Annotated in this window: 18 protein-coding genes; 14 read left to right on the forward strand and 4 right to left on the reverse strand. The window is 56.1% G+C overall.

Features of this window, described 5'->3' with window-relative positions; genetic code table 11:
* Window positions 1-63 precede the first annotated feature (63 nt).
* From ABNT34_RS17595 to ABNT34_RS17640, 10 genes are all read left to right on the forward strand, one after another.
* Window positions 64-978, forward strand: a complete 915-nt coding sequence (locus tag ABNT34_RS17595; protein WP_348733972.1) for a BadF/BadG/BcrA/BcrD ATPase family protein — start codon at window positions 64-66, stop codon at window positions 976-978.
* Entirely contained in the window at window positions 975-2,069 is a 1,095-nt protein-coding gene (locus ABNT34_RS17600) for a N(4)-(beta-N-acetylglucosaminyl)-L-asparaginase (RefSeq protein WP_348733974.1), read from the forward strand. Before ABNT34_RS17595 ends, ABNT34_RS17600 begins: the two co-directional genes overlap by 4 nt.
* Window positions 2,066-3,955 carry an endo-beta-N-acetylglucosaminidase gene (locus ABNT34_RS17605; protein WP_348733976.1) on the forward strand — a complete coding sequence of 630 codons (1,890 nt, stop codon included), beginning with the start codon at window positions 2,066-2,068 and terminating at the stop codon, window positions 3,953-3,955. Before ABNT34_RS17600 ends, ABNT34_RS17605 begins: the two co-directional genes overlap by 4 nt.
* Window positions 3,952-4,659, forward strand: coding sequence for a copper homeostasis protein CutC (locus ABNT34_RS17610; RefSeq protein ID WP_348733978.1), 708 nt, complete (start codon window positions 3,952-3,954; stop codon window positions 4,657-4,659). Before ABNT34_RS17605 ends, ABNT34_RS17610 begins: the two co-directional genes overlap by 4 nt.
* An 84-nt stretch (window positions 4,660-4,743) precedes the next feature.
* Window positions 4,744-7,383, forward strand: coding sequence for a glycoside hydrolase family 2 protein (locus tag ABNT34_RS17615; protein WP_348733980.1), 2,640 nt, complete (start codon window positions 4,744-4,746; stop codon window positions 7,381-7,383).
* Entirely contained in the window at window positions 7,383-9,194 is a 1,812-nt protein-coding gene (locus tag ABNT34_RS17620) for a sodium:solute symporter family protein (protein ID WP_348733982.1), read from the forward strand. Before ABNT34_RS17615 ends, ABNT34_RS17620 begins: the two co-directional genes overlap by 1 nt.
* A gap of 5 nt (window positions 9,195-9,199) precedes the next feature.
* Window positions 9,200-11,419: a GH92 family glycosyl hydrolase gene (locus ABNT34_RS17625; RefSeq protein ID WP_348733984.1), complete on the forward strand. Its 2,220-nt coding sequence runs from the start codon at window positions 9,200-9,202 to the stop codon at window positions 11,417-11,419.
* A 52-nt stretch (window positions 11,420-11,471) separates the two neighbouring features.
* Entirely contained in the window at window positions 11,472-12,386 is a 915-nt protein-coding gene (locus tag ABNT34_RS17630) for an endonuclease/exonuclease/phosphatase family protein (protein WP_348733986.1), read from the forward strand.
* Window positions 12,387-13,330: 944 nt separating this feature from the next.
* Window positions 13,331-13,726, forward strand: coding sequence for a GreA/GreB family elongation factor (locus ABNT34_RS17635; RefSeq protein WP_348733988.1), 396 nt, complete (start codon window positions 13,331-13,333; stop codon window positions 13,724-13,726).
* Between the two features lie 61 nt (window positions 13,727-13,787).
* Window positions 13,788-14,258 carry a GreA/GreB family elongation factor gene (locus tag ABNT34_RS17640; protein ID WP_348733990.1) on the forward strand — a complete coding sequence of 157 codons (471 nt, stop codon included), beginning with the start codon at window positions 13,788-13,790 and terminating at the stop codon, window positions 14,256-14,258.
* A gap of 84 nt (window positions 14,259-14,342) precedes the next feature.
* Here ABNT34_RS17640 and ABNT34_RS17645 read toward each other — a convergent pair whose 3' ends face one another.
* Window positions 14,343-15,413: a zinc-binding alcohol dehydrogenase family protein gene (locus ABNT34_RS17645; protein WP_348733992.1), complete on the reverse strand. Its 1,071-nt coding sequence runs from the start codon at window positions 15,411-15,413 to the stop codon at window positions 14,343-14,345.
* A 144-nt stretch (window positions 15,414-15,557) separates the two neighbouring features.
* Here ABNT34_RS17645 and ABNT34_RS17650 point away from each other — a divergent pair, with 144 nt between their 5' ends.
* Window positions 15,558-16,466, forward strand: coding sequence for a LysR family transcriptional regulator (locus ABNT34_RS17650; RefSeq protein WP_348733994.1), 909 nt, complete (start codon window positions 15,558-15,560; stop codon window positions 16,464-16,466).
* A 14-nt stretch (window positions 16,467-16,480) separates the two neighbouring features.
* Here the strand turns inward: ABNT34_RS17650 and ABNT34_RS17655 are convergent, their stop codons facing one another.
* Window positions 16,481-18,463, reverse strand: a complete 1,983-nt coding sequence (locus ABNT34_RS17655) for a tetratricopeptide repeat protein (RefSeq protein WP_348733996.1) — start codon at window positions 18,461-18,463, stop codon at window positions 16,481-16,483.
* A 74-nt stretch (window positions 18,464-18,537) separates the two neighbouring features.
* Window positions 18,538-19,575 (reverse strand): dihydroorotase, encoded by a 1,038-nt coding sequence (gene pyrC, locus ABNT34_RS17660; protein WP_348733998.1) that lies wholly within the window; start codon window positions 19,573-19,575, stop codon window positions 18,538-18,540.
* Between the two features lie 134 nt (window positions 19,576-19,709).
* Between pyrC and ABNT34_RS17665 the strand changes: the two genes are divergently transcribed.
* From ABNT34_RS17665 to ABNT34_RS17675, 3 genes are all read left to right on the forward strand, one after another.
* Window positions 19,710-21,650, forward strand: coding sequence for an ATP-binding protein (locus ABNT34_RS17665; protein ID WP_348734000.1), 1,941 nt, complete (start codon window positions 19,710-19,712; stop codon window positions 21,648-21,650).
* On the forward strand, window positions 21,647-22,336 hold the full coding sequence (locus ABNT34_RS17670) for a DUF599 domain-containing protein (RefSeq protein ID WP_348734002.1): 690 nt from the start codon (window positions 21,647-21,649) through the stop codon (window positions 22,334-22,336). Before ABNT34_RS17665 ends, ABNT34_RS17670 begins: the two co-directional genes overlap by 4 nt.
* Window positions 22,337-22,406: 70 nt before the next feature.
* Window positions 22,407-23,378 (forward strand): DUF4382 domain-containing protein, encoded by a 972-nt coding sequence (locus tag ABNT34_RS17675; RefSeq protein ID WP_348734004.1) that lies wholly within the window; start codon window positions 22,407-22,409, stop codon window positions 23,376-23,378.
* Between the two features lie 82 nt (window positions 23,379-23,460).
* Here ABNT34_RS17675 and ABNT34_RS17680 read toward each other — a convergent pair whose 3' ends face one another.
* Window positions 23,461-24,009: a BON domain-containing protein gene (locus tag ABNT34_RS17680; RefSeq protein ID WP_348734006.1), complete on the reverse strand. Its 549-nt coding sequence runs from the start codon at window positions 24,007-24,009 to the stop codon at window positions 23,461-23,463.
* Between the last annotated feature and the right edge of the window lies 1 nt (window position 24,010).

Genomic DNA, 24,010 nt, shown 5'->3' on the forward strand with positions numbered 1-24,010 from the left:
TGCAGTTTATTGCACCGGTTTTTTTACCCGGTGTTTGGCCCGGTGTGTAGCTCAAGGACCTTTATGAATTCAATCGCAACTGCCTTCAACCCCGGATCTGCAGCTGAGTTGGCGCTGCCGGTCGGTATTGGTATTGATGGTGGCGGCAGTCATTGCCGCGCCTGGGTGTTTAATGCCAAAGGGCAGGTGCTGGGGCAGGGCCAGAGTGGCCCGGCCAACCCGGTCGGTGGTTTAACCGAAAGTTTTGCCGCTATCACTGAAGCGGCGATGAAAGCTTTGCTGGACGCGGCTTTACCGCAACATTTAATGGCACAGCTGCCGCTGGCGGCTGGCTTGGCCGGTTTGCATTTACCGCAGTTTTATCAGCAATTTCAGCAGTGGCAACACCCGTTTGCCAGTTTGCATCTGACCACAGATTTACAAATCGCCGCTTACGGTGTGCATCAGCAGCAGGATGGTGCAGTGTTGATTTTAGGCACAGGTTTCAGCGCACTGGCGAGCGTGGGTAGCGATCGCACTGAACTCGGTGGTTATGGTTTTCCGATTAACTGCAATGCCAGCGGTTCCTGGTTTGGTTTAGAAGCGGTCAAAGCGGTGTTGCTGGCGCGCGACGGTCTGGCGCCGGCGACTGTGTTGACCCAGCTGCTGCCGGATGCTGAGACTTCAGCCAGTCTCGCCAATCAGTATCTTGGCCAGGGCCCGGCGGTGTACGCCCGGCTGGCGCCGCTGGTGCTGAAGGCTGCCTTTGATGGCGACGCAGTGGCGCTGCGTATCCGCGCTGAAGCCGTGCAGTTTGTTGAAACTGTGGTGCGGCGGTTACTACAGGTCGGCGCGCCAAAGGTTGGGCTGGTCGGCGGTATCGCTGGTCAGCTGGTACCGCTGTTAGACCCAAGCTTGCCTTGTAGTTTTGTCAGCAACGCCGGCGAGCGCGGCAGCTGGTGTTTTTTAAGTCAACAATTGACGGAGCTGCCGGCATGACCAAGTCAACGAAGACCCAGTCTACCACGTCAAAGCAAAACAAATCTTTGTTACAAGGCCGGCGCGATTTATTAAAACTGGCGGCGGCTTTGCCACTGGCGGGCGGTCTGGCAGCTTGTGCCAGCACGGCAGCGACTGCGCCTGCGTCAGAGAAATCAGTCACATCAGCGACTGCTGCGGCAACGTCCAAGCCAAAACCATCTGCTGTGAGAAAGCCAATCGTTGTCTCGACCTGGGAACATGGCATGCCTGCCAACGCGGCGGCCTGGCAGGTGTTAAGTCGCGGCGGCAGCGCGCTTGATGCAGTTGAACAGGGTGTGCGGGTGCCGGAAGCCGATCCTGCGGTGCGCACAGTCGGGTATGGCGGTTATCCGGATGCGTCCGGTGAAGTGACTTTAGATGCGTGTATCATGGACCATCAGCTCAATTGTGGTTCGGTCGCTGGGCTGAAGCGTATCAAACATCCGATTTCTGTGGCGCGCGCTGTGATGGAAAAAACGCCGCACGTGATGCTGGTCGGCGAAGGCGCACTGGAGTTTGCCAAAGCGCAGGGTTTTGTTGAAGAGAACCTGTTAACCGAACAAAGTAAACAAGACTGGCTGCTTTGGCGCGAGCAAGGCAAAGCCAAGTCACAGATTAACCTCGAGAATCACGACACCATCGGCATGCTGGCGCTCGACAGCGACGGCCACCTGGCTGGTGCCTGCACTACCAGCGGCGCGGCCTATAAATTACCGGGCCGGGTTGGGGATTCACCGCTGATTGGCGCAGGTTTATATGTCGATCAGGATGTCGGCGCGGCGACGGCGACTGGTCTTGGTGAGCTGATGATTAAAACCGTCGGTTGCCATCTGGTGGTCGAATTAATGCGGCAGGGTTTAAATCCGCAGCAGGCATGCCAGCGCGCGGTCGAACGCATCGCGGCAAAAATCCCTAATGCCGCAGAAGCGCAGGTCGGTTTTCTGGCGTTAAGTGTCAACGGTGAAGTCGGCGCTTATTGTCTGCATGGTGGTTTTAACTATGCGGTGCAGGATGCCAGCGGCGCAACGCTGACCGATGCCATTCACCTGCTGCCCGGAGTGGTGGCATGAAGGCAGTGGTATTTATGCTTGGGCTGCTGCTGGTTGCTGATGTCCAGGCCCAGTCTCAGATCCAGCCACAAAGGTCTGGCCTGACCCCGGACCAACCGCCGTTTGCGCTGACCCTGGCACAGGCCAAAGCCTGGACACCGCATGGCGCCACAGCCAGTAAAGCCAATATCAGTCAGGTACCGCTGGCGGCGCGGCTACCGGCAGCGCTGACTGCCGCGCAAGCTAAAAATCAGCCGGCGCAGCTGCTCTATGCGCCGGATGGCATGAATAACTTTGGCAATTATTTACAAGCGCAGCCGAAGGCCAATTTATATAGCTTCAGTAACTGGTCGCAGATCGACATCCTGAACTGGTTTGCCGGCACCGCCGATTTAACAGTGCAAATTCCGGCGCGGCCCTGGGTTGAGACCGCGCATAAAAATGGCGTCAAAGTGCTGGGTTCGGTATTTTTGGGCATAGCCCAATGGGGCGGCAGCGCGGAAACCGTTGAAAAGCTGCTGGAACAAGACGCGGCTGGTAATTTTATCGTCGCCGATCAATTACTGCGCATCGCCGCTTATTACGGTTTTGACGGTTGGCTGGTGAATCAGGAAACCGATTTAACCGTCGTCAAAGACACACAAAATCAGCTGGTGCTGGCGGCAAATGGCAAGCCAAAACGCGACAAAGTTCGTGGTCAACAGCTGGCGGCGAAAATGCTGGCTTTTATGCAGTATTTGACCGCCAAAGCGCCGGCCGGTATCGACATTCACTGGTACGACGCGATGACTGCCGACGGCACAGTGCGCTGGCAAAACGAGCTGAACACCAAAAATCAGGCTTATTTGCAGGGGGAAGCCGCGCCTGCCGGTTCGCACGCCATGTTCCTCAATTACTGGTGGAATGGCGCTATGGTCAGGCAGTCAGTGGCACGGGCCAAAGCCGCCGGGTTATCACCTTATCAGCTGTTTTTTGGTGTTGATTTATGGCCGGAGCGCGATGCGCAGCAGGCTTTTGTTGAGACGCGGTGGCTGCAGGATTTACGCGCGGATTCAGGCGCAGCAAAAGGCGTGATGCAAACCTCCATCGCGCTGTTTGCACCCAATGTGAATTTTAACTTCAGCGGCAATAAAACCACGCCAGCCTACAGCACTTTTGCCCAAGACCCGCAGGATATTCAGCGCTTTTATCAGACTGAGCAGCGGCTGTTTAGCGGCGATGACCTGAATCAGGCCGTGACAGATAACGGCAAAGCCTGGCCAGGGGTTGGCGCTTATTTACCGGCCAAAACCGTGTTAACCAGCCTGCCGTTTGTGACCAACTTTAATACCGGGCAAGGGCTGTATTGGTTTGAGCAAGGTCAGCGCCAGCGCGCGCCGTTTTTGCCGGACAGCCCTGCAGGTTTAGCCAAAGACAGCACTGCGCCCGCAAACACCGACAGCGGCTGGACCGATATCAGTCAGCAAGACATGCTGCCGACCTGGCAATTTGCGTTGCAAGGCAAAGCTGCTGCGGCCTCGACCCTGCAGTATGATTTCCAGCAAGGCTGGTTGGGCGGCAGCAGTTTGTTGCTGCAGGTACAAAAAGCCGGCGACCTGACAGTGCCGCTGTATCAGTTTGCGCTGCTGCTGCCGGCAAAACCGCAGCTGCAACTACAACTGCAAACCGATGCGCCGGGTGCTGTGGCGCTGCTGCTGAGTACGGATCAAGGTGAGTATCGTTATCCGCTTGGGACTAATACCAAAGCTTCGCAATGGCAGGCTCAGGCGATTGATCTTTCCGCGCTCAAAGGTCAGCAACTGCAGCGGTTGAGTTTGGAACTGAGTGCTACACGCCCGGCGAAATTGCAGCTGCGGCTAGGGCAAATCGCGCTGACTGACACTGCTTCGTCAGGAGCCAAGCCATGATCAAGCTGGAACTTTGCCTGCAAACTGAAACCCATCTGGCGGCTAATGTCGCACTTGCGCGCGAGTTTGGTGTGGCCCGGCTAGAGCTGTGCAGCCGGATGGATCAGGACGGCCTGACACCAACCCCGGCGCAGGTGGCGCTGGCGCGACAGCACTGGGGCGACGGCCCGGGACTGGTGGCGATGTTGCGCCCGCGCGGCGGCAATTTTTGTTATCAACTGAGCGAACTGCGCCAGATGCAAAGCGAGCTGGTACAACTGGCAGCGGCCGGTGCTGATGCGGTGGTGCTGGGGGCATTAACGCCGGCGCAGCAGCTTGACTTGACGGCGCTGACCGAACTCTGTGGTTTTGCCACTGATTTGGGCCTCACAGTGGCGGTGCACCGCGCCATTGACGCCTGCGCCGAGCCAATGCTGAGCTGGTTGCAATTAACCCGGCTGCCGGTAGCGCGGGTGCTGAGCGCCGGCACGCGCTGGGACAGCAAACTACCGGCGACGCAGGGCATCGCACAATTACAGGCATTTCTCGCCGCCGGAGGGCCTGAGCTGGTGATTGGCGGTGGCGTTAATGCCGGCAATATCGCCGCTATTCGCCACCAATTGGCACCAGACGCTGCTTATTCCTTCCACCTGCATTCTGCGGTGCAGCGCCAGGGTGTGGTCGCGGCTGACTTACTGCAGGCAGTGCAGGCGCAGCTATGTTAACCGCCGCGCAGCTCTTCGAATTATCGCCCGTCGGGTTGAATCTTATATGGCCAGTCAGGCTGAGTTTTTTCTGAGGATTATCGTTTGAATACAAATACTTCTGCTGGTGCTTTGGTGTCAGCGACTACCCCGGTTCTGTCTGCCGTTAACTCAGAACGCCCACTGACTGGCTGGCAATTACGTCAGCTGCCAACGGCGGCCACGCCGTTTTTACGCATCAAAGAAGCCATCCCCGCCACTGTGCCGGGTTGTAACTTCACCGATTTATTTGCCGTCGGCGCTATTCCAGACCCGTTTTTTGGCGCCAATGAAACACAGCTGCAGGATATTGAACTGAGTGACTGGTTGTATCAGTGTCAGTTTGACTTCAGCGCCGCCGAGCTCAACCAAGGCCAATGGTTGTTGCAGGCCGATGGCCTCGATACCTTCTGTGAAGTGCGCTTAAACGGCGTGTTGCTGGGCGAAACCAACAATATGTTTGTGCCCTGGTCTTTTGTGCTGAATGACGCCTTACAAGTCGGCAGCAATCAGCTTGAGCTGACGTTTCGCTCGCCGATTCTGCGCGCCAGGCCTTTGCAGCAGGCGGCCGGGCTGATTTATCCGGCCGAAAACGATAAATCCGACGACAAACTGTCGGTGTTTGTGCGCAAAGCGCCTTGTCATTTTGGCTGGGACTGGGGCCCGCGTTTTGTCACCAGCGGCATCTGGCGGCCGATTGCGTTGCAATGTGTGCCGCTGGGCCAGATTGTCGACAGTCACGCCACAGTGGTGTCGGTTAGCGAAACAAAGGCAGAGCTTTTGATCGAAGCCGGGCTTGAGCTTGGCACTGCTGCGGAGCTGCAACTAGCAGAGCTGCAGCTTGAATTGAATTGTGACTTACTGCACTGCAGCCAAATCGTCGCGGTCAAGCCGAAAGCCGGCAGTCAGACGCTGCAGTTTAAGGTTCAGGTCGACAACCCGCAGTTATGGTGGCCAGCCGGTTTTGGCGAAGCGTTTTTATATCCATTTGTGCTGCGACTGCAAGTTGGCGGTGCGACTGTTGCCCAGCAGGATTTGCCGGTTGGTATTCGCCAGATTGAAGTGATCAACGAACCAGACGCTGACGGTGTGTGTTTTTACCTGAAAGTGAACGGCGTACCGCTGTTTTGCAAAGGCGCGAATTATATTCCGGCCGATGCCTTCCCGGCGCAAATCAGCAAAGCGCGGCTTGAAACCGAATTTGCTGCGGTCACCAGCGCTGGCATGAATATGCTGCGCGTCTGGGGCGGCGGTTATTATCAGGACGAGTATTTTTATCAGCTGGCCGACCGACACGGCGTGTTGATTTGGCAGGACTTTATGTTCGCCTGCAGTCTCTATCCTGCCACGCCGGACTTCCTGGCCAATGTTGAAGTTGAGGCACGCGCCAATGTGCGGCGTCTGCGCCGCCATCCGTCCGTCGCGCTCTGGTGTGGCAATAACGAAGTAGATATGGGCATTGCCTGGTGGGACTGGCCGGCCAAATTTGGCTATAGCGACACGCAGTGGCAGCAGCTGAAACAGGATTATCACGCACTTTTTGGTGAGTTATTGCCTAAGGTGCTGAAAGATCTGGACCCCAGCAGCTTTTATCTGCGCTCCAGCCCGCAGGGCTTTTGGGAAGACAATGCTGACCATATCGGCAACCAGCATTATTGGGGCGTTTGGCATGGTGAAGCGCCCTTTAGCGAATTCGCCCGCCGCGTGCCGCGTTTTATGACCGAATATGGTTTTCAGTCGTTTCCGCTGCCGCAGAGTTTCGAGCGGTTTCTGGCACCTGCCGATTGGGATTTACAGGCCAGCGCTTTTAAAGTGCACCAGAAACACCCGCGTGGTAATCAACTGATCCAGAGTTATATGTTGGGTGAATATACGCCGCCGGCGGATTTCACTGCGCTGACTTATTTAAGCCAGGTGCAGCAGGCGCAGGGCATGCGTCAGGCCTTTGAAGCGCACCGCAAAGCCATGCCGTTTTGTATGGGCACTTTGTACTGGCAACTGAACGACACCTGGCCGGCCGCCAGTTGGTCCGGCATCGATTATTATGGCCAGTGGAAAGCGCTGCATTATCAGGCCAAACGCTCCTTTGCACCGCAATTGCTGGTTTTTAGTGAATTAGACAGTGCAGCGGATAAAGGCGCTTTAGCCTTGCAGCTGGTGTCGGACAGCCGCGACGCGCTTGCGGCGACGCTCGAACTGCAGTTGCTGGATTTCTCCGGTGCAGTGCTGTGGCAGCAACAACAGCAGTTGCAAGTCCCGGCGCTCAGCAGCACCCAAGTGTGGCAAGGCCTGCCATCAGTCGATGTGCCAGCGCGCACTGTGCTGCAGGCCCGGTTAGTTGGTGCAGAACAGAATCTGCTGGCGGAACAACTGTGGTACTTTGTGCCGCCACTGGCACAGGATTTAAAGGCAAGCACGCCAACGCTGCATTGGCAGCGGCAAGGTGAACAGCTGCAGCTGACGCTCAGCAGCGACTGGGTCCTGCGTCAGCTTTGGTTGTCAGTGGCTTTGGCAGAAGCTCCGGGACGGGTGTGGAATTTCTCCGACAACTTCTTTGATTTGCTGCCGGGCCAGCCTCGCACTGTGACGCTGGATGTGACAGGCCTCAGTGATACCGCCTGTCAGCAGCTGATGGCATCCCTGCGCTGCTACTCTATCGCCGACACGATTGCCAATACAGCAGCAGAAAACACAGGAACACATTGATGGATAACGGACAAACCGTGATGCACCTGGGCTGGCTCGACGGCGCCGTCATTGTCGCTTATCTGCTTGGCACTTTGTGGCTCGGCCTTTGGGTGTCGCGCCGCGCCGGTGCCAATTTGCAGGAATATTTCCTCGCCGGTAAAACCATGCCCTGGTGGCTGTTAGGTATTTCCAACGCGTCAGGTATGTTTGATATAGCCGGCACTATGTGGCTGGTGACTGTGTGTTTCCTCTATGGCCTGAAAAGCGCATGGTTGCCCTGGGTCTGGCCGATCTTTAATCAGGTGTTCCTGATGGTCTATCTGTCGGCCTGGCTGCGCCGCTCCAACGCTTTAACCGGTGCCGACTGGTTAAAAAGCCGCTTTGGCGATGGCCCCGGCAGTTTGTGGTGTCAGGGTGTGGTGGTGTTATTTGCCGTGGTCAGCGCCATTGGGTTTGTCGCTTATGGTTTTCAGGGCATCGGTAAATTCGCTGCGGTGTTCCTGCCGTGGGATTTATCGTCCGACACTTATGCGCTGATTATTTTCGCCCTGACCACGCTGTATGTGATTAAAGGCGGCATGTACGGCGTGGTGATGACTGAGCTGCTGCAATTTATTCTGATGACCTTTGCCGCTGTGGCGGTGGGTGTCATTGCGATGCAGCAGGTAAGCCCTGAGCAACTCGCAGCCGTGATCCCGGCCGGCTGGGATTCGTTGTGGTTTGGCTGGAATTTAGAGCTGGACTGGTCGGCGCAATTGCCGGCAGCCGCGGCACAGATTGAAAAAGACGGCATGCAGCTCTTTGGCATCATGATCATGCTGATGTTGTGTAAAGGCGTATTGTTCAGCATGGCGGGCCCGGTGCCGAACTACGACATGCAACGCATTCTGGCAGCGAAATCGCCGAGTGAAGCGGCCAAAATGAGCGCCGTGGTGTCCTTGGTGATGTTTATTCCGCGTTACCTGATGGTGGCCGGTTTTGCCGTGCTGGCGCTGGTGTATTTGCGCCCGGAAATCGCCGCCGCCGGCAGCAATTTTGATTTTGAGCGCTTGTTGCCGGTCGCGATTGAACGTTTTGTGCCGGCAGGTTTGGCCGGGTTGTTGATCGCCGGTTTGCTGGCAGCCTTTATGTCGACGTTCTCGGCGTCCCTCAATGCTGCACCTGTGTATCTGGTGCATGACGTCTATCGCAAGTTTATTAACCCGAACAAATCTGAGCAGTTTTATGTCAGCCTGAGCCGTTATGTCGCCGTCGCGCTGGTGCTGGTCGGCACGGCTTTGGGCCTGATGCTGAGCAGCATCAACGACATTATGCAATGGATTTTTGGTGCGCTGTTTGGCGGTTATGCCGCCGCCAATTTACTGAAATGGCACTGGTGGCGTTTTAATGCCTGGGGTTATGCCGCAGGCATGCTGACCGGTTTGATTGCGTCGCTGGCACTGCCGTTGTTGTACCCGGAATTACCGCCGCTGCAGGCCTTCCCATATCTGCTGCTGGCTGGTCTGATGGGTTCTGTCGCAGGTACTTTGCTGACCAAACCTGAACCCGACGCTGTGCTTTGCCAGTTTTATAAACAAGTGCGGCCCTGGGGTGTGTGGGGGCCGATCGCCGCCAAAGTGCAGGCAGCCGATCCGGGTTTTGTGCCGGACCAGACGCCGGGGCGCGATGCGCTGAATATCCTCGTTGGCATGGCCTGGCAACTCTGCCTGGTAGTGTGGCCAATTTGCCTGGTGATCCGCCAGTGGTCTGGCTTTTGGGCGGCAACTGCGCTCTTTGCGTTGACCAGCCTGTGGCTGTACCGCTTCTGGTATAAAACCCTGAAGGATTAATTGATATGCTGAAAATTTCATCAACAGCGCTCGGCTTTGCCGCAGCGCTGACGCTCGGGGCTTGCTCATCGCCGGCTGAAACACCTGCCAACCCTGCTGTCATTGCCAGTGCTGACGTGCTGCAATACGTCGACCCTTTTATCGCCACAGGCGGTCACGGCCATGCTTTTCCGGGCGCGGTCGTGCCTTTTGGTATGGTGCAGTTAAGCCCGGACAATAAATCCAAAGGCTGGGACTGGACCTCGGGTTATCACTATTCTGACACCGAGCTGCTGGGTTTTAGCCATACCCATTTGTCCGGCACCGGCGTCGGTGACCTGCTGGATATTTTAGTGCTGCCGTTTCACGGTGATTATGCTGCCAGCTTAAAAAGCCCGGCCGGCCGCCCGGTCGCAACTTATAGCCACGCTGATGAACAAGCTCGCCCTGGTTATTATGCGGTCCAGCTGAAAGAGCAGGGCATCAGCGCCGAGCTGACCACCACCGAGCGGGTTGGCGTACATCGTTATCAGTTCAGTCAGGCCAAAGATGCCCAGCTGCTGATTGATTTAGGTTATGCGCAGAATTACGACAAAGCGGTGGTCGGTTTTATCCGGCAGCTCGATGCACAGACGCTGGTTGGTTATCGTGTCTCGACCGGCTGGGCCAAACTGCAGCCGCTGTATTTTGTCGCGCGTTTTAACCAGCCGTTTCAGGCAACCCTTTATCAGGACGGCGCTGCGGTAAAAGGCACGCTGCTGCAAACCGAAAAAGCTGCCGCTGTGCTCAATTTTGCTGATTTGCGGCAAAAACCGCTGGAAGTGGCAGTGGCGCTGTCTTACGTCAGTATCGAAGGCGCGCAGAAGAACCTCGCCGCTGAACTGCCAGTGTTGGATTTTGCCACAGTGAAACAACAAGCCGCCGCCAAATGGCAGGCGCAGCTGGGCCGCTTTCAGGTCGATGCCGGCACCGACGCGCAAGGCGCCACCAATAAAACCAAGTTTTATACCGCGCTTTATCACAGCTATTTAGCACCGCAGTTATTCAGTGACGTTGATGGCCGTTATTTTGGTGCTGACGGCGCCGTGCATGCCGGCCAACACAAAGCGCCGCGTTATACGCTGTTTTCGCTGTGGGATACCTTCCGTGGTTTGCACCCGCTTTTGACCATCACAGATCCGGGCCGTGTCGATGGCATGATGCATTCGTTATACGGCTTTTATCAGGAACAAGGCCTGCTGCCGACCTGGGATTTAATGTCGAATGAAACCGATGTGATGATTGGTTATCACGCCGTGCCGGTGTTGGCCGACGCTTATTTTAAAGGCCTGACGAGCTTAAGCGTACAACAACTGCTGGACGCATCTTTGGCCTCAGCGCGCCAGTCGCGTTTTGGTATCGATTTGTTCGGCAAATATGGGTATGTGCCGTCGGACTTGGACGTCGAAGCAGTGTCAAAAACGCTGGAATACGCCTTTGACGACCATGCCATCGCCCGTTTAGCCACAGCCGCCGGTGATGCAAAAACGGCAGCAGAGTTCAGCCAAAGAGCCGCGGCCTGGCAGCAACTTTTTGATAAATCGACCGGTTTTATGCGCGGCAAAACCGCCAAAGGCGCTTGGGTCAGCCCGTTTAACCCGATTTATGTCGCGCACCGCACCACCGATTACACCGAAGCCAACGCCTGGCAATACAGCTTTTTTGTGCCGCATCAGGTCGATGCGATGATCAAGAGCTACGGCGGCGCCGAGGCTTTTGTCGCGCGGCTGGACCAGATGTTTGACATGAGCTCACACATGGACGGCGATGTGTCGCCGGATATCACCGGCCTGATTGGCCAGTACGCGCACGGCAACGAGCCGGTGCATCATGTGCCTTATCTGTATGCCTTAGCCGGCGCGCCGGCCAAAGGCGAAGCGCGCATCCGCCATATCCGCGACAGCATGTACCACGCCAAACCGGATGGCCTCGCCGGCAACGACGATTTGGGCCAGATGTCGGCCTGGTATGTGCTGAGTAGCCTCGGTTTTTATCCGGTGAACCCAGTGGATGCCGGTTATGTGCGCGGCACACCACAATTTCAGACTGTCACTTTACAGCTGGATAATGGCAAACAGCTGCGCATTCTGGCCAAAGGCGACCGGCTTAAACCAGTCAAACGCTGGACCCTGAATGGGGTTGAACTGCCAATCAGTGTCGATTATCGTCAGCTGATGCAAGGTGGTGAGCTCGTATTTGAGTTCTGAGTTTTAATTCAGGGTTTTAACATCGAGGTGAAGGATGCAGCAGGGACCTTTAATGAGTTGGTATGCGGTGCTGGCGTTGTTGCTGTTCAGCAGCGCTGCGCTGGCTGATACTTTTAAAGCGCTGAGCTGGAATATCCGCCTCGACACACCCAACGACGCAGAGCTCGCCTGGCCACATCGCGCCGGTAAGGTGATCAGCCAACTGCAGCAGCAAGCGCCCGATATCATTGGCCTGCAGGAAGTGATGTTCCATCAGCTGGTGCGGCTCGAGAGTGCACTGCCGGGCTATCAGCGGATTGGCGTTGGCCGTGACGATGGCAAAAACGCCGGCGAATTCAGCCCTTTGCTTATTCGCCGCAACCGTTTTGTCATAGAGGACAGCGGTACTTTTTGGTTTCATCCGAGCTGGTTGCCTGATGCACCGACGCAAAAGGGCGCTGAACAAATCGGCACTGAATTAATAGGCCATGGATTAATAGGCCATGGATTAATAGGCAAACCAGGCTGGGACGCCGCCTTGCCACGCATTTGCAGCTGGGCTTTGCTAAAGGATAAACACAGCGGCAAAGCGCTTCGGGTGTTAAACCTGCATCTGGACCATCAGGGTGCTGAGGCGAGGCGCGAATCCGTCAAGCTGCTCGCCGCGAAAATCCGCGACTGGCAACAAAGCTCCGGCGCACCGGTGATAGTGATGGGCGATTTTAATCCAGCAGCCGGCGACGGTCTGCTGGCACAATTCCAAACCTCATTGCCGCAATATCAGGACGTGCTTGCACTAACCAAAACCCCACAAGGCCCCAGCTACAGCTTTATCCCGTGGCGCGGCAACGAAGCCGACGCCGTGCGGCTCGACTATATGCTGCTGCGCGCAGACCAATTCAAAGTACCAGCCGCCGGCATCCTCACCGACGGCCCACCGACACAATATTCCGACCACCTGGCTTTGTGGGCCGAGCTGGAGTTTTAAGCTGCTGCGGCTTAGCTCTGTCTTAAATTCTTAGGGGGGATAGCTGATTTGACCGGTAGTTGTGCGCGGATTGCCGGGAATCTGCTTATCGTGGCAAAGCCAACATCGCCACCACTGCGTTCGCCCGTTCGCGCCTCCCGCGCTCACTCTTGATCGCTCACTCCGCGGCAGCCGACGCTGGCTTTGTTGGGGTTTGGGAACAACAGCTTTGAGCGAAAGGCAGTCATCGAACATGGGTATTGTACGGCGGCGCTTCGCTTGCCGGTACCTACGATCTCAATTAGCCGGTACGTGCAAGCGAAGCGCCGCCGTACATGATGTTTAAAAATGTCCGCTATTAAGACAACGCGACGATTCAAACGAACTCTCAAAACGGCCGGATGATTACTAAAGCAGACCGTCAGCCGCAGGGATAGCGGCTGACGAGCCTACAGGTCTGCGAGACCCGGGAGTATTCACGGCGTGTCTGCTGTGTAATCGTCTGTGCCGTTTACAGAGGCGGTTTAGCTTTCCCCCGAATATCGAAGTTTTCTAAGGCTCTGTAATTTGCACCAAATGACGATCAGGGAACGACTCCGCTATCCTGCCTTACCGCCACCCATCGCATCCCCAGTTGCTTTTCCTGCGAAATGGCGTATGGTGCGGTTTCATCTGGTTTTCAGGCATAGCGGGCTTCACCGCGGGTTGCTGGCCAGTTTCCTTTTTTTCCATTTGATTCAGAGGTTTTAGTGTCACTGTTTATCGCGCTGATGCTGTTATCTGTGTTTACTGCCTGCCTTTCTTAAGCCGGTTCCGCGCTGCGGGGCCGGCGCTGTCTGATTTTCCCTGATTTTTCTGACTGAACATTGCTGAATTAGTGCTTGCTGAGCTTTGGCCTCAGCCATTGTGCCGGATTTAAACCGGCCTTTGGGCTTTGGCGCAGCTGCAGCGGGCGGACGGAATTTATGAACAAGTTTTTTGCGTTACCGGCCCTGGCTGGTGCTTCGGCTGCGCGCTGGTTAGCGCTGCGGTCTGTCTGGCCATTGCGCGTGGCGGCGCTGTGGCGGTTGCAACAGTGTTTACCGGCTGATACTTCGGCGAATACTGCAGCTGGCGCGACACCTGGCCATTGGTTGTTATTAAAAGACAGCCACAGTGGCCGGCAACATTGGCTGCAATTGGTCTGGCCGGCGGATGCCCGGCCGGCGCATGGGCGTATATCGGTGTTATCGCCGCTCGGGCAGGCGCTGCTGGGTCAGTTACCGGGGGCAACCATTCAACTGCGTGTGCTTGGCGTGCAGTTTCAATTTCAGTTGCAGGACATGTTGCTGGTGCGGCGTAAGCCGCGCAGCACGACCTGACTGATCCACTCGCTGGTCAGAATATGCATGGCTGGCGGATTTTATCGATGAAGGAGTGTGTATGAGAGAAAAACTAACGGAGATTACTTTGTCGCTGAGCGACTTCAACAAGCTGGAGGCGGTGCTGGACAGCCTGCCGCCAACCGATGCGGCCCGACAGGAAAAAGCCGGCAGCTTAAGCCATGCGCTGGCGCGGGCCATGCTGTGTCATGCCAGCGAAATGCCGCCCGATGTGGTCACTTTACATTCCACCATCACAGTCCGGCTCGGGCAGCGCGAGAGTAAAACCCTGACGCTGGTGCTGCCGGATGAACTGCAGGCCGGCCGCTCGGATTTGTTGTCGGTGCTGGCGCCGGTAGGGACTGCGGTGTTAGGGCTGACTGTTGGCACGCCGGTGTTGTGGCCAATGCCCAACGGCATTTTGCAGCAGATTGAAGTGCTGACGCTGCATTATCAGCCGGAACGGGACCTGCATCAGCACCAGGCGGCGCGCCAGGATAGTCAGGGCAAGATGCGGCTGTTACCGCAGTAAAAGTTCATAAAACTAAAGATACAAAAAGCACTGAGCGTGCGCAGCATTGCTGATCGGGGGGTCGGCAATGCTGCAATTTGCGGTTTAGTTTTGAGAAAAACCAGCCAGTACCAGCTTACCAATCACTTTACCTTGTTCCAGCATGGCGTGCGCCTGACGCAGGTTCGAGGCGTTAATCAGCCCCAAATGCTGACCAGCGGTGCTTTTTAATAAACCGGCGTCAACCAGCGCCGCCACTTCGCGCAGCAGTTGTTGCTGGGCAATCTGGTCCGGCGTCTGAAACAAAGAACGGGTGAACATCAGCTCCCAATGCAGGCTTAAACTTTTTACTTTCAGCGGGCGGATATCCAGCGCTTCTATCGGGTCATCAATCAGCGCCAGCTTGCCTTGCGGCGCTAAGGCGTCAATAAATTGCTGATAATAAGCGGCAGTATCCACCAGACTAACGACATGGCTGACGGCATCGAGGCCAATGCGTTTCAGCTCATCGGCCAGTGGCAACTGGTGATTAATCACCGCGTCGGCACCTAAACCACTGACCCAGGCCTGCGATTCTGGCCGGGACGCGGTCGCGATAACAAAAGCATCGGTTTTTAATTTTGCCAGTTGCACCAGCACAGAACCAACACCACCGGCGGCGCCGCTGACCAGCAGCACTTTGCGGCTAAATTGCGGCGCTGGCTTATCCAGCTGCAGCCGGTCAAATAACAATTCCCAGGCGGTGATGGCGGTCAAAGGCAAGGCGGCGGCATCAGCAAAAGACAGGCTCTGTGGCTTCGGGCCGACCAAACGTTCGTCAACCAGATGATAAGCACTGTTGGCGCCGGGACGGTTCAAAGCGCCGGCATAAAACACCGCATCACCGACTTTGTAATGTTGCACTGCAGCACCAGTCGCGACCACCACACCAGCTGCGTCCCAACCCAGCACTTCTGGTGTGACGACGCCGTCGTTACTTTGCGGCGCACGGCGCTGGCGGATCTTGTAATCCACCGGGTTGGCGGCTATGGCTTCGACTTTGACCAGCAGGTCATAAGGCCCAGGCGTTGGTACCGGTAAGGTTAAATCAACCAGCGCCTGCTCGTCGCTGATCGGCAACGATTGCAGGTAACCAACAGCCGGCATAGTGGTTGGAATTAAATGAGTGGCGGACATAACAAACTCCTGATATTTCAATAGAAAATGGCGCTTCGCAATCGCGATTCAGCGTAACGTTTAACAGATGCTGTGCATTGTGCCGGATTGACATCTATTGAAAAACCGCTTAATTAAGCATTCTTTATCAAATGAAATTTGAAAATGCTGCAAGTTCAGGATCTCCGGTTATTCCAGCAGATTGTCCGTAGCGGCAATATCAGTGCGGCGGCGCGGCAGTTTGACTTCACACCGGCCGCGGCTTCGGCGGCGCTGAAACGGTTGGAACAACACCTTGGCGCGGCGTTATTGCTGCGCAGTACCCGCAGTTTAAAGCTGACGCCGGCCGGTGAGGTGTTTCTGCAACATTGCCAGAACGCGCTGGAAGCGTTGGAGCAGGGCGAACAGGCGCTGAAAAATCTGGCAGTCGATATCGGTGGTGAGCTGCGACTTGCTGCGCCCAGTGATTTGGGTCGCAACTGGTTATTGCCCAAGCTTGATACGTTATTGGCACGCTTTCCACAGCTGAAACTGCGGCTGGAGCTCGGTGACCGGGTGGCAGGGTTACAGCGCGAACCGGTTGATGTCGCGCTGCGTTATGGCGCTTTAACGGACCCGGCCTTGGTGGCATTTTTTATCGCCGAAGTGCCGCGTATTGTTTGTGCCGCGCCAGACTATCTGGCTCGCGCTGGTACTCCGACACAGCCGTTGCAGCTGCAGCAGCACAATTGCCTGCTGTACATGATTGAAGAGCGTACTTTTGACCGCTGGCGTTTTAGCGGGCCACAAGGGCTGTTGCAGGTCAATGTAGCCGGCAACCGCAGCAGCAATGATGCTGAACTGGTGCGGCGCTGGGCGGTGGCTGGTCACGGTATTGCACTGAAATCCGCGCTGGATATGGCGGCGGACTTACGTGCTGGTCATGTGGTGCCGCTGCTGCAAGATTATCCGGCGCCGAAATTACAGCTGCATTTGGTCTGTGCCAGCCGCCATCAGGTCACACCGGCGGTGCTGGTGCTGCGTGACGAATTGCGGGCCTGGGTCAGTGCAGAACTGGCGACATTGCCGTTGTGAAGGCGGCTTTATGACTAAAGCGCTGGTAAACGGATGAGGAAACAACAGCCGCTTGGCTGTGGCAGGTGTTCGAGACAACCACCAATCGCCTGCAGCTGGTTGTAGGCGATGTTGAGGCCCAGGCCCAGATTACCCTGGCCCAGTTTAGTGGTAAAAAACGGGTCAAAAATTTTGTCCAAAAGTTCAGGCTTGATGCCTCCGCCATTGTCCGAAAAGTACAGCAGCAGCTGAGTGCCGGCAGATTCTGTGGCCAGCTGCAGACAGATTTGCAGCGCGCCTGTGGTGGGTTCAGCATGCTGCAATGCGTTATCCAGTAGTGCTGATAGCACCTTGCCCAGCACTGTGGTGTCAAAGCGCCACTGGACGTCAGCACCGTCCAGCTTCAGCGTCACTTCTCGTGGCTGTAACGCCAGATGGCTGTGCAGCCACTGGCCGGCAAACTGCAGCACTAACTGGGTTTCCACGCCGGATTGTGGTGATGTGGCCGAGATCAGCTTAAAGCGTTCGACCAGGCCGGCGGTGCGCTCAGCACTTTGCTCAGTCAGTAGCATCAGCTGTTGTTGTTCGTCGATAAACTGCTGTAGCTCCTGCAGGTTGAGTTTTTTGTCGGTCAGCTTTTGCCGCAATAGCTGCAGCTGCTCACGACTGCAGGATACTGCTGTCAGAATAGTACCCAGTGGCGTATTGAGCTGATGTGCCATGCCACTGACCAGCTGGGTCAGCGCCGCCAGTTTGCGCTGTTCCACCAACTGCTGCCGGGTGCGCTCCAGAGTCTCCAGACTTTGTGCTAAGGCGCGGTTTTTGCGGCGGATTTGCCAGCTAAAGCCGAGGCTGACCAGCAATATCAGTAAGACGGCAGCGATCCCGCCATATAACTGTTGCTGGCGGGACTGACTGATTTGTTGTTGCTGTTGTAGTCGCTGAATTTCAATTTCGCGGGTAGTCACGCCCATTTCCGCACTCTGCTGCGCCACTGTTAAGCTAAAGCGTTGATCGGCAAGCTGTTGCTGCGCCTGTAATGCTTGCTGCATCGCCACCACAGCCTGGGCATATTTCTGTTGGCGCAGAGCAAGGTCGGCCTGTAACTGCCAGCCCTGCAGCAGCAAAGTGTGTGCGCGCTGCTCAGTCGCTTGTTGCAGGCTTTGTTGCAGCTGTTGGTCGGCTGTTGTTAAATCGCCGGTCAGCAGCAAAGCCTGCACCAATAACAAACCGGCTTCGGCCTGCTCGCGGGCGTGCCGGCCCTGGCGCAGCTGCAGACTGTGCCGCGCCAGCAGCACCGCACGCGGACCATCCTGTTGCGCTAACGCCACCCGCGCCAAATTCAGAAAAGACCAGGACGATTCCAGTTTGTGCAAACCACGCAGCGCCAGTGCTTGTTGGTGATAATGCTCCGCGTCGCTGACTGCACCACTTTGCAATGCGGCTTCACCGAGATTATTCAGCGCCACCGCCTGCACGCTGGGGTCGTTATCGTGTTGGCCTTGTTGATAAAAACGCTGAAAATAGCTGGTTGCTTCGCGGGTCTGACCGAGTTTCAGCAACACCAGCGCCAGATTGTTTTCGGTCTGGCTGATAAAAAATGGTTTGGCCAATAAGGTCGCAAGCGGCAAGGCCTGCTGATAGTGGGTGAGCGCCTGCTGATACAAGCCCTGATCGCTGAAGATCCCGGCGAGAATATTGTGATAGCTGTACAAAATGCTGCGATCTGTTGATTCCAGACTCATGCTTTTGCACCAAGCCAAAGTCTGCAGTGCGGCTTCAGTCTGGTTGCTGCGTTGCTGAAAAATAGCTTTGTGATAATGCAGCCGGATTTGTTGTTCCAGCGTCAGGTTGAGTTGGTGTTGTTGCAGCAGCTGGTCGGTGTCCCGCACGGCCTGGCTGTAATTGGCGGCTGCGCCTTTGAGCAAAGGGCCACGCAGTTTTTCAAAATCGGCTTCCGGCATAGCTGTGACGGACAGGCTCAGCAATGCCAGCAGTCCGTAGCAGCAATATTTCATCCGGTGACTTCAGTCAGGTGTTTTTGCCAGTATAGCGGTCTGGTTGCAGACCGCCATCGGGGCAAGGTTTTGTGTTACTCCGCCTGTAATTTCCAGTGCAGAGTCTGGCCAGCGTAAAACGGCACTATCGGGCTGCCGTCCGGCAGGGTGATTTCTTCCGGTACTGTCCAGGATTGTTTCACCAGTGTGATCTGGCCGCTGTTGCGTGGCAGGCGGTAAAAATCGGCGCCATAGTGGCTGGCAAAACCTTCTAGTTTTTCAATCACACCGAGTTCTTCAAACACCTGGGCATAGAGTTCAATCGCACTCCAGGCGCTGTAACAGCCGGCGCAGCCGCAGGCGGTTTCTTTGCGGTGTTTGGCGTGTGGGGCTGAATCTGTGCCTAAGAAAAACTTCGGATTGCCGCTCGCGACAATAGCGCGCAGCGCTTCCTGATGGGTGCGGCGTTTCAGTACCGGCAAGCAGTAGTTATGCGGCCGGATGCCGCCGACTAACATGTCGTTGCGGTTCAGCAGCAAATGCTGTGGTGTGATGGTCGCGGCGACATTAGGCCCGGCGTTTTTAACAAATTCGACGGCGTCGGCGGTGGTGATGTGTTCCAGCACGATACGTAAATTCGGGAAACTGGCGACGATTTGGCGCAGGTGCTGCTCGATAAACACTGCTTCGCGGTCAAAGATGTCGACATGGTTGTCGGTGACTTCGCCATGCACCAGGAACAACATGTCGTGTTCGACCATGGCTTCGAGCACCGGATACAACTTGCTTAAACTCGACACGCCGGAATGCGAATTGGTGGTGGCGCCGGCCGGATACAGTTTGGCGGCTAATACGCCGGCCGCTTTGGCATCAGAGATATCCTGCGCTGTGGTGGTATCGGTCAGGTAAATCGTCATCACAGGTTCGAAGTTGCTGCCGGCCGGGCGGGCGGCCAGGATGCGCTCGCGGTAGGCGCTGGCCAAAGCACCGGTGGTGACCGGTGGTACCAGGTTGGGCATCACCACAGCACGGCGGAAACAACGGGCGGTCGCCGGGACTGTTTCCTGCAGCATATCGCCATCACGGAAATGTAAATGCCAGTCATCTGGGGTGGTCAGCTGTAATACGGTCACGGGGCTCTCCTGGGCTGAAAAATTAACTGTCGGAAAAGATGGCCGAGTGTATCATTAAACGGTTTGGGGCTCTATGTCCTCAGGCAGCGCTCAGGCTGCCTGATTGAATGAAATTTAACACAGCGGGTGCAAATTTGCGGGCAGGGTTTTTAGGCTTGGAGCGGCTACAAAGCGCCTTATTGGTGCTGCTTATCCTGCTATTTGGCGCTGTTGCTGAATACCTGGCGCTGCAGGAACAACGCCGCACAGACGCGCAGCAAGTCCGTGACACTGTTGAAAGCGCCGCTCAATTACGCTCTTTGCTGGAAATGGAGCTGAATGCGCCGCTGCAGCTCAGTCAGGGCCTGGTGGCACATGTGCAGGCGCTGGAAGGCAACACCAGTGCGCAGGATTTTCAGATGTTGCTGCCCAATCTGGTGCGCCAGGGTAAACATATCCGCAATATGGGCGTCGCGCCCGGTAATCGCCTGACTTATCTCTATCCGCTGGCCGGCAATGAAGCCGCAGTTGGCTTGTATTATCCCGATCTGACCGGCCAGTGGCCCGATATTGAACTGACTATCCGTAGCCGCAAAGCCAGGCTGAGTGGTCCGCTGCAGCTGGCCCAAGGTGGCCGTGGTTTTGTTTACCGGATCCCGGTGTATCTGTCTGACGGCCGGTACTGGGGTATTGTCAGTACTGTGTTAAATGTCGACGATATCTGGCGGCTGCTGAAGCAAAAAGCACAAGAGCTGGATGTTGGTGTTGCCGTGCGCCACCTCAATGAAGGACAACAAGGGCAAGACGGGCAAGGTGGTGAAGTCTTATTGGGTGAACTGCAGCACTTTGGGCCACCGGCCGCGCTGCTGGCACTAAATGTCGCCGGTTCTGACTGGCAACTGGCGGTCTGGCCATTGCAACCGGCGGTGAGTCTGGCGGTCTGGTTCCGCTTAGTCGGCTGGTGCACGGCGCTGCTGTTGGTGTTGTTGCTGACCAATGTGTTTCGTGCCAACCGGCGCTGGCAGCAAACCAGCCGGGCCTTTGAGCAAAGCGAACAGTACTACCGGACAGTGCTCGACAATGTGGATGACGCTATCGTGGTGCTGAATCCGGCCGGCCAAATCCATACTTTTAACCAGGCCGCAGAACAGATGTTTGGTTATCAGGCCCGGCAACTGCGCGGGCTGCCGTTTCAGATTTTATTTCCACAGCCGCCGGCGCTGGAGCCGGGGCAAGGCCCGCAGGAATTAACGGCGCAGCGTTTACACGGCGAGACGCTGCAGGTCGAGCTGCTGCATACCCGTATCGAGCTGCAGGATCAGCCGCTGCAGGTATTGTTGTTTCGCGACATCACGGCGCGTAAACGCATGGACCGGTTGAAAGCAGAGTTTGTCTCCACCGTCAGTCATGAGTTACGCACGCCTTTGACCGCAATTAACGGCGCATTGGCGCTGGTCACCGCCGGCGCTGTCGGCGCGTTATTACCGGCACAGCAGCAAATGCTCGACATTGCCCGCAGCAATGCCGATCAGCTGATGCGTCTGGTCAGTGACATTTTGGATATGGAAAAACTGCAAGCCGGCAAACTGTCGCTGCAGCTGGAGCAACAGCAGGTGCTGCCGCTGTTGCAGCAGGCGGTTCAGCGTCACAGTGCGCTGGCGTTGTCCTGTAAAGTGCAGCTGGAATTGTCAGCCGCGATCCCACCGGATTTACAGTTGACGCTCGATGGCGGGCGTTTGTTGCAGGTGCTCGGTAATCTGCTGAGCAATGCCATTCGTTTTTCGCCACCACACAGCACAGTTGAGCTGCGGGCTGTGCTGAGCGGCCAGATGCTGCAGCTGATGGTCAGTGACCAGGGCCCTGGTGTGCCGCCGGATTTCGTGCCGCATTTGTTTGATAAGTTCTCTCAGGCCGACAGTTCGGACAGCCGGCAACAAGGCGGCAGCGGGCTGGGCCTCGCGATCTGTAAAGAACTGCTGGAGCGGATGGGCGGCCATATTTATTACCAGCAGCCAGTGCAGGGCGGCGCTTGTTTTTATTGTGAAATTCCTTTGCAAAGCTCTGCGTGGGCAGAAAAACAACAGGAGAATATGTGAGCTGGCAGCAGTTTCCGTGGCTGGATTTAATCGCCGTATGTTGGTTTGTTGGGGTCTGGGTTGGTTATACGCTGTTTGCCAAACGCCGGGCGCGGGAGGTCAGTTGTTTGTCCTACGAGTTGCGGCGTAAACGCACCGCCTGGATGGAACAAATGATCGTGCGCGAAAATAAAATGGCCGATGTGGCGCTGATTTCAACGCTGGAGCGCAACGTCAGTTTTTTCGCTTCCAGTTCAATGTTAATCCTGGCCGGTTTGCTGACGGCGCTGGCGTCGAGCGACAAAATCGCCACAGTGCTGATGCAGGTGATGCCCTGGCTCGACCATGTCGACGGCTTGCTGCAGTTTAAAATTCTGTGTCTGGTGCTGATTTATGTCTTTACCTTTTTTCAGTTCACCTGGTCGCTGCGTCAATATGGCTTTGGTGGGGTGCTGATAGGTGCGGCACCGGACGGCCGCGAGTTACCGCAGGCCGAACGCAGCCAATACGCCAATAAAGCCGCCAAAGTGATAGATCAGGCGGCGCATTCGTTTAATTACGGCCTGCGCGCCATTTATTTTTCGCTGGCAACGCTCGCCTGGTTTATCAATGTCTGGTTATTTATGGCGGCAACTGTGGTGGTGCTGCTGGTGATGAAGCATCGCGAGTTTCATTCCAAGGCGCTGAAAGCCTTGCAGGATGTCTGATCCTGTTCAGTATATCTTCATGTTCTAATGTATATAACGCTGAAGTTACATCATGAACCGGAGATCAATTATGAAACTTGCAGTACTACCTTTGATGATGTTTTGTGGTGTCGGACTCAGCGCCTGCGGCGGTGGCTCCGGCGAAACTACTGCCCCGCCAACGCCGACAACCGCGACCTTTAATTTCCAGATCAGTGATGCCCCGGTCGATGGCGCGACGGCTGTCGTGGTGTGTTTTAACAGTATCGAGCTGACTGGCAATGGTCTGGGGACGCAGAAATATCTGATTGGCTCAGATGCAGTGGCGGCAGCGCCTAATACCGAATGTAAAAATGCGCAGGGCCAGGTCATCGCCAATACACGTGGTGTCGACTTAATGAAACTGCCGGGCAGCTTAGCTGAAGCGCTGGTCAGCGGTGCCACAGTGCCGGCCGGCAACTATGGCCAGCTGCGGCTGGTGCTGACGGACGGTTCTTATATTCAGCTTAAAGACGGCAGCCGCGCTGCGCTGACGGTGCCATCGAACGAGCTGAAACTGAATGGCCCGGTATTATCGGCTGGTGGCACTTTCAGTTACACCCTGGAATTTGACCTGCGTAAAGCTGTGGTCGCGACCAGCGGCAACCGCGGTTATCAGTTAAAACCGACCGGCCTGCGGCTGGTTGATACCAGCCAGATTGGTCATTTAAAAGGGAATGTCAGCGAAACCTTGCTGCTCAATGCGGCCTGTCCGTTAGCGCCGCGGGAAAACCGGTTGCCGGTCGCAGCTGTGTATCTGTATAAAGGCGGTAACCTTGCTGTTGATACGCTGGGCGACAATGGCGGTGTAGCGCCAAATCTGCCTTATGCCAGTGCGCCGGTCAAATACGATGGTGCCAGCCTGTATCAGTATGAAATTGGTTTTGTTGATGCCGGCACTTACACTGCGGCGGTGACCTGTCAGTTAACTGATGAGCCGGAACAAGCCGACCCGCTGACTTTCCTGCAAAGCAAAACTGTGACAGTGACCGTTGGCAAACAGCCGCAGCAATTAGATTTTTAAACGGTGTTTAGCCGGCAGTGCCGGCTGAAAAAAAACGGGCGTCCTGTGTCGGGACGCCCGTTTTTTTTGCCGTGAACAGCGACTAGTTATATTGGGTTTCGAAGGCTTTAATCACCCGCGATACACCATTGACATGGCGGGCAATTTCGACCGCTTTGTCGCCTTCCTGTTCTGTCACTATGCCCATCAGAAACACTTCGCCGTTTTCGGTGATGACGCGGATATTCAGTGCGCTGATTTCTTTATCGGCCAGCAGTAACGACTTGACGCGGGTGGTGATCCAGCTGTCGCGGCTGCGGGTGGTAAATGAGGTTGGGTTGCCGACGCGGATTTGGTTTTGCACATCCTTCGCGCCTTGTACCGGCCGTACCAGTTCACCGGCTTCGTCGACCATGCTCTGGCTAGGCGCCTGGCCGGTCAGCAGAATAATGCCGTTGTAGCTATAGACGTTAATATTGGCTTTTTCATCCAGCGTTTTGTTCGCTTCAATCGCATTGCCGGCTTTAATCACGATGCTGTTGTCATCGATTTGTGAGCCCAGCGTCCGGCGGTCTTTGGCGGCGCAGCCATTTAACATCACAGCGACTGTGGCGATGGCGGCCAGTTGCAGCAGATCACGCAGCTTAAACATC

This window comes from Rheinheimera texasensis (assembly GCF_964031785.1).
GTDB classification, from domain to species: domain Bacteria; phylum Pseudomonadota; class Gammaproteobacteria; order Enterobacterales; family Alteromonadaceae; genus Pararheinheimera; species Pararheinheimera texasensis_A.

Bases quoted from the DNA above. Each gene is read 5' to 3' on its own strand.
- ABNT34_RS17595 (WP_348733972.1), top strand. From the start codon at position 64: ATGAATTCAATCGCAACTGCCTTCAACCCCGGATCTGCAGCTGAGTTG.
- ABNT34_RS17600 (WP_348733974.1), top strand. From the start codon at position 975: ATGACCAAGTCAACGAAGACCCAGTCTACCACGTCAAAGCAAAACAAA.
- ABNT34_RS17605 (WP_348733976.1), top strand. From the start codon at position 2,066: ATGAAGGCAGTGGTATTTATGCTTGGGCTGCTGCTGGTTGCTGATGTC.
- ABNT34_RS17610 (WP_348733978.1), top strand. From the start codon at position 3,952: ATGATCAAGCTGGAACTTTGCCTGCAAACTGAAACCCATCTGGCGGCT.
- ABNT34_RS17620 (WP_348733982.1), top strand. From the start codon at position 7,383: ATGGATAACGGACAAACCGTGATGCACCTGGGCTGGCTCGACGGCGCC.
- ABNT34_RS17625 (WP_348733984.1), top strand. From the start codon at position 9,200: ATGCTGAAAATTTCATCAACAGCGCTCGGCTTTGCCGCAGCGCTGACG.
- ABNT34_RS17630 (WP_348733986.1), top strand. From the start codon at position 11,472: ATGAGTTGGTATGCGGTGCTGGCGTTGTTGCTGTTCAGCAGCGCTGCG.
- ABNT34_RS17635 (WP_348733988.1), top strand. From the start codon at position 13,331: ATGAACAAGTTTTTTGCGTTACCGGCCCTGGCTGGTGCTTCGGCTGCG.
- ABNT34_RS17640 (WP_348733990.1), top strand. From the start codon at position 13,788: ATGAGAGAAAAACTAACGGAGATTACTTTGTCGCTGAGCGACTTCAAC.
- ABNT34_RS17645 (WP_348733992.1), bottom strand. From the start codon at position 15,413: ATGTCCGCCACTCATTTAATTCCAACCACTATGCCGGCTGTTGGTTAC.
- ABNT34_RS17650 (WP_348733994.1), top strand. From the start codon at position 15,558: ATGCTGCAAGTTCAGGATCTCCGGTTATTCCAGCAGATTGTCCGTAGC.
- ABNT34_RS17655 (WP_348733996.1), bottom strand. From the start codon at position 18,463: ATGAAATATTGCTGCTACGGACTGCTGGCATTGCTGAGCCTGTCCGTC.
- ABNT34_RS17675 (WP_348734004.1), top strand. From the start codon at position 22,407: ATGAAACTTGCAGTACTACCTTTGATGATGTTTTGTGGTGTCGGACTC.
- ABNT34_RS17680 (WP_348734006.1), bottom strand. From the start codon at position 24,009: ATGTTTAAGCTGCGTGATCTGCTGCAACTGGCCGCCATCGCCACAGTC.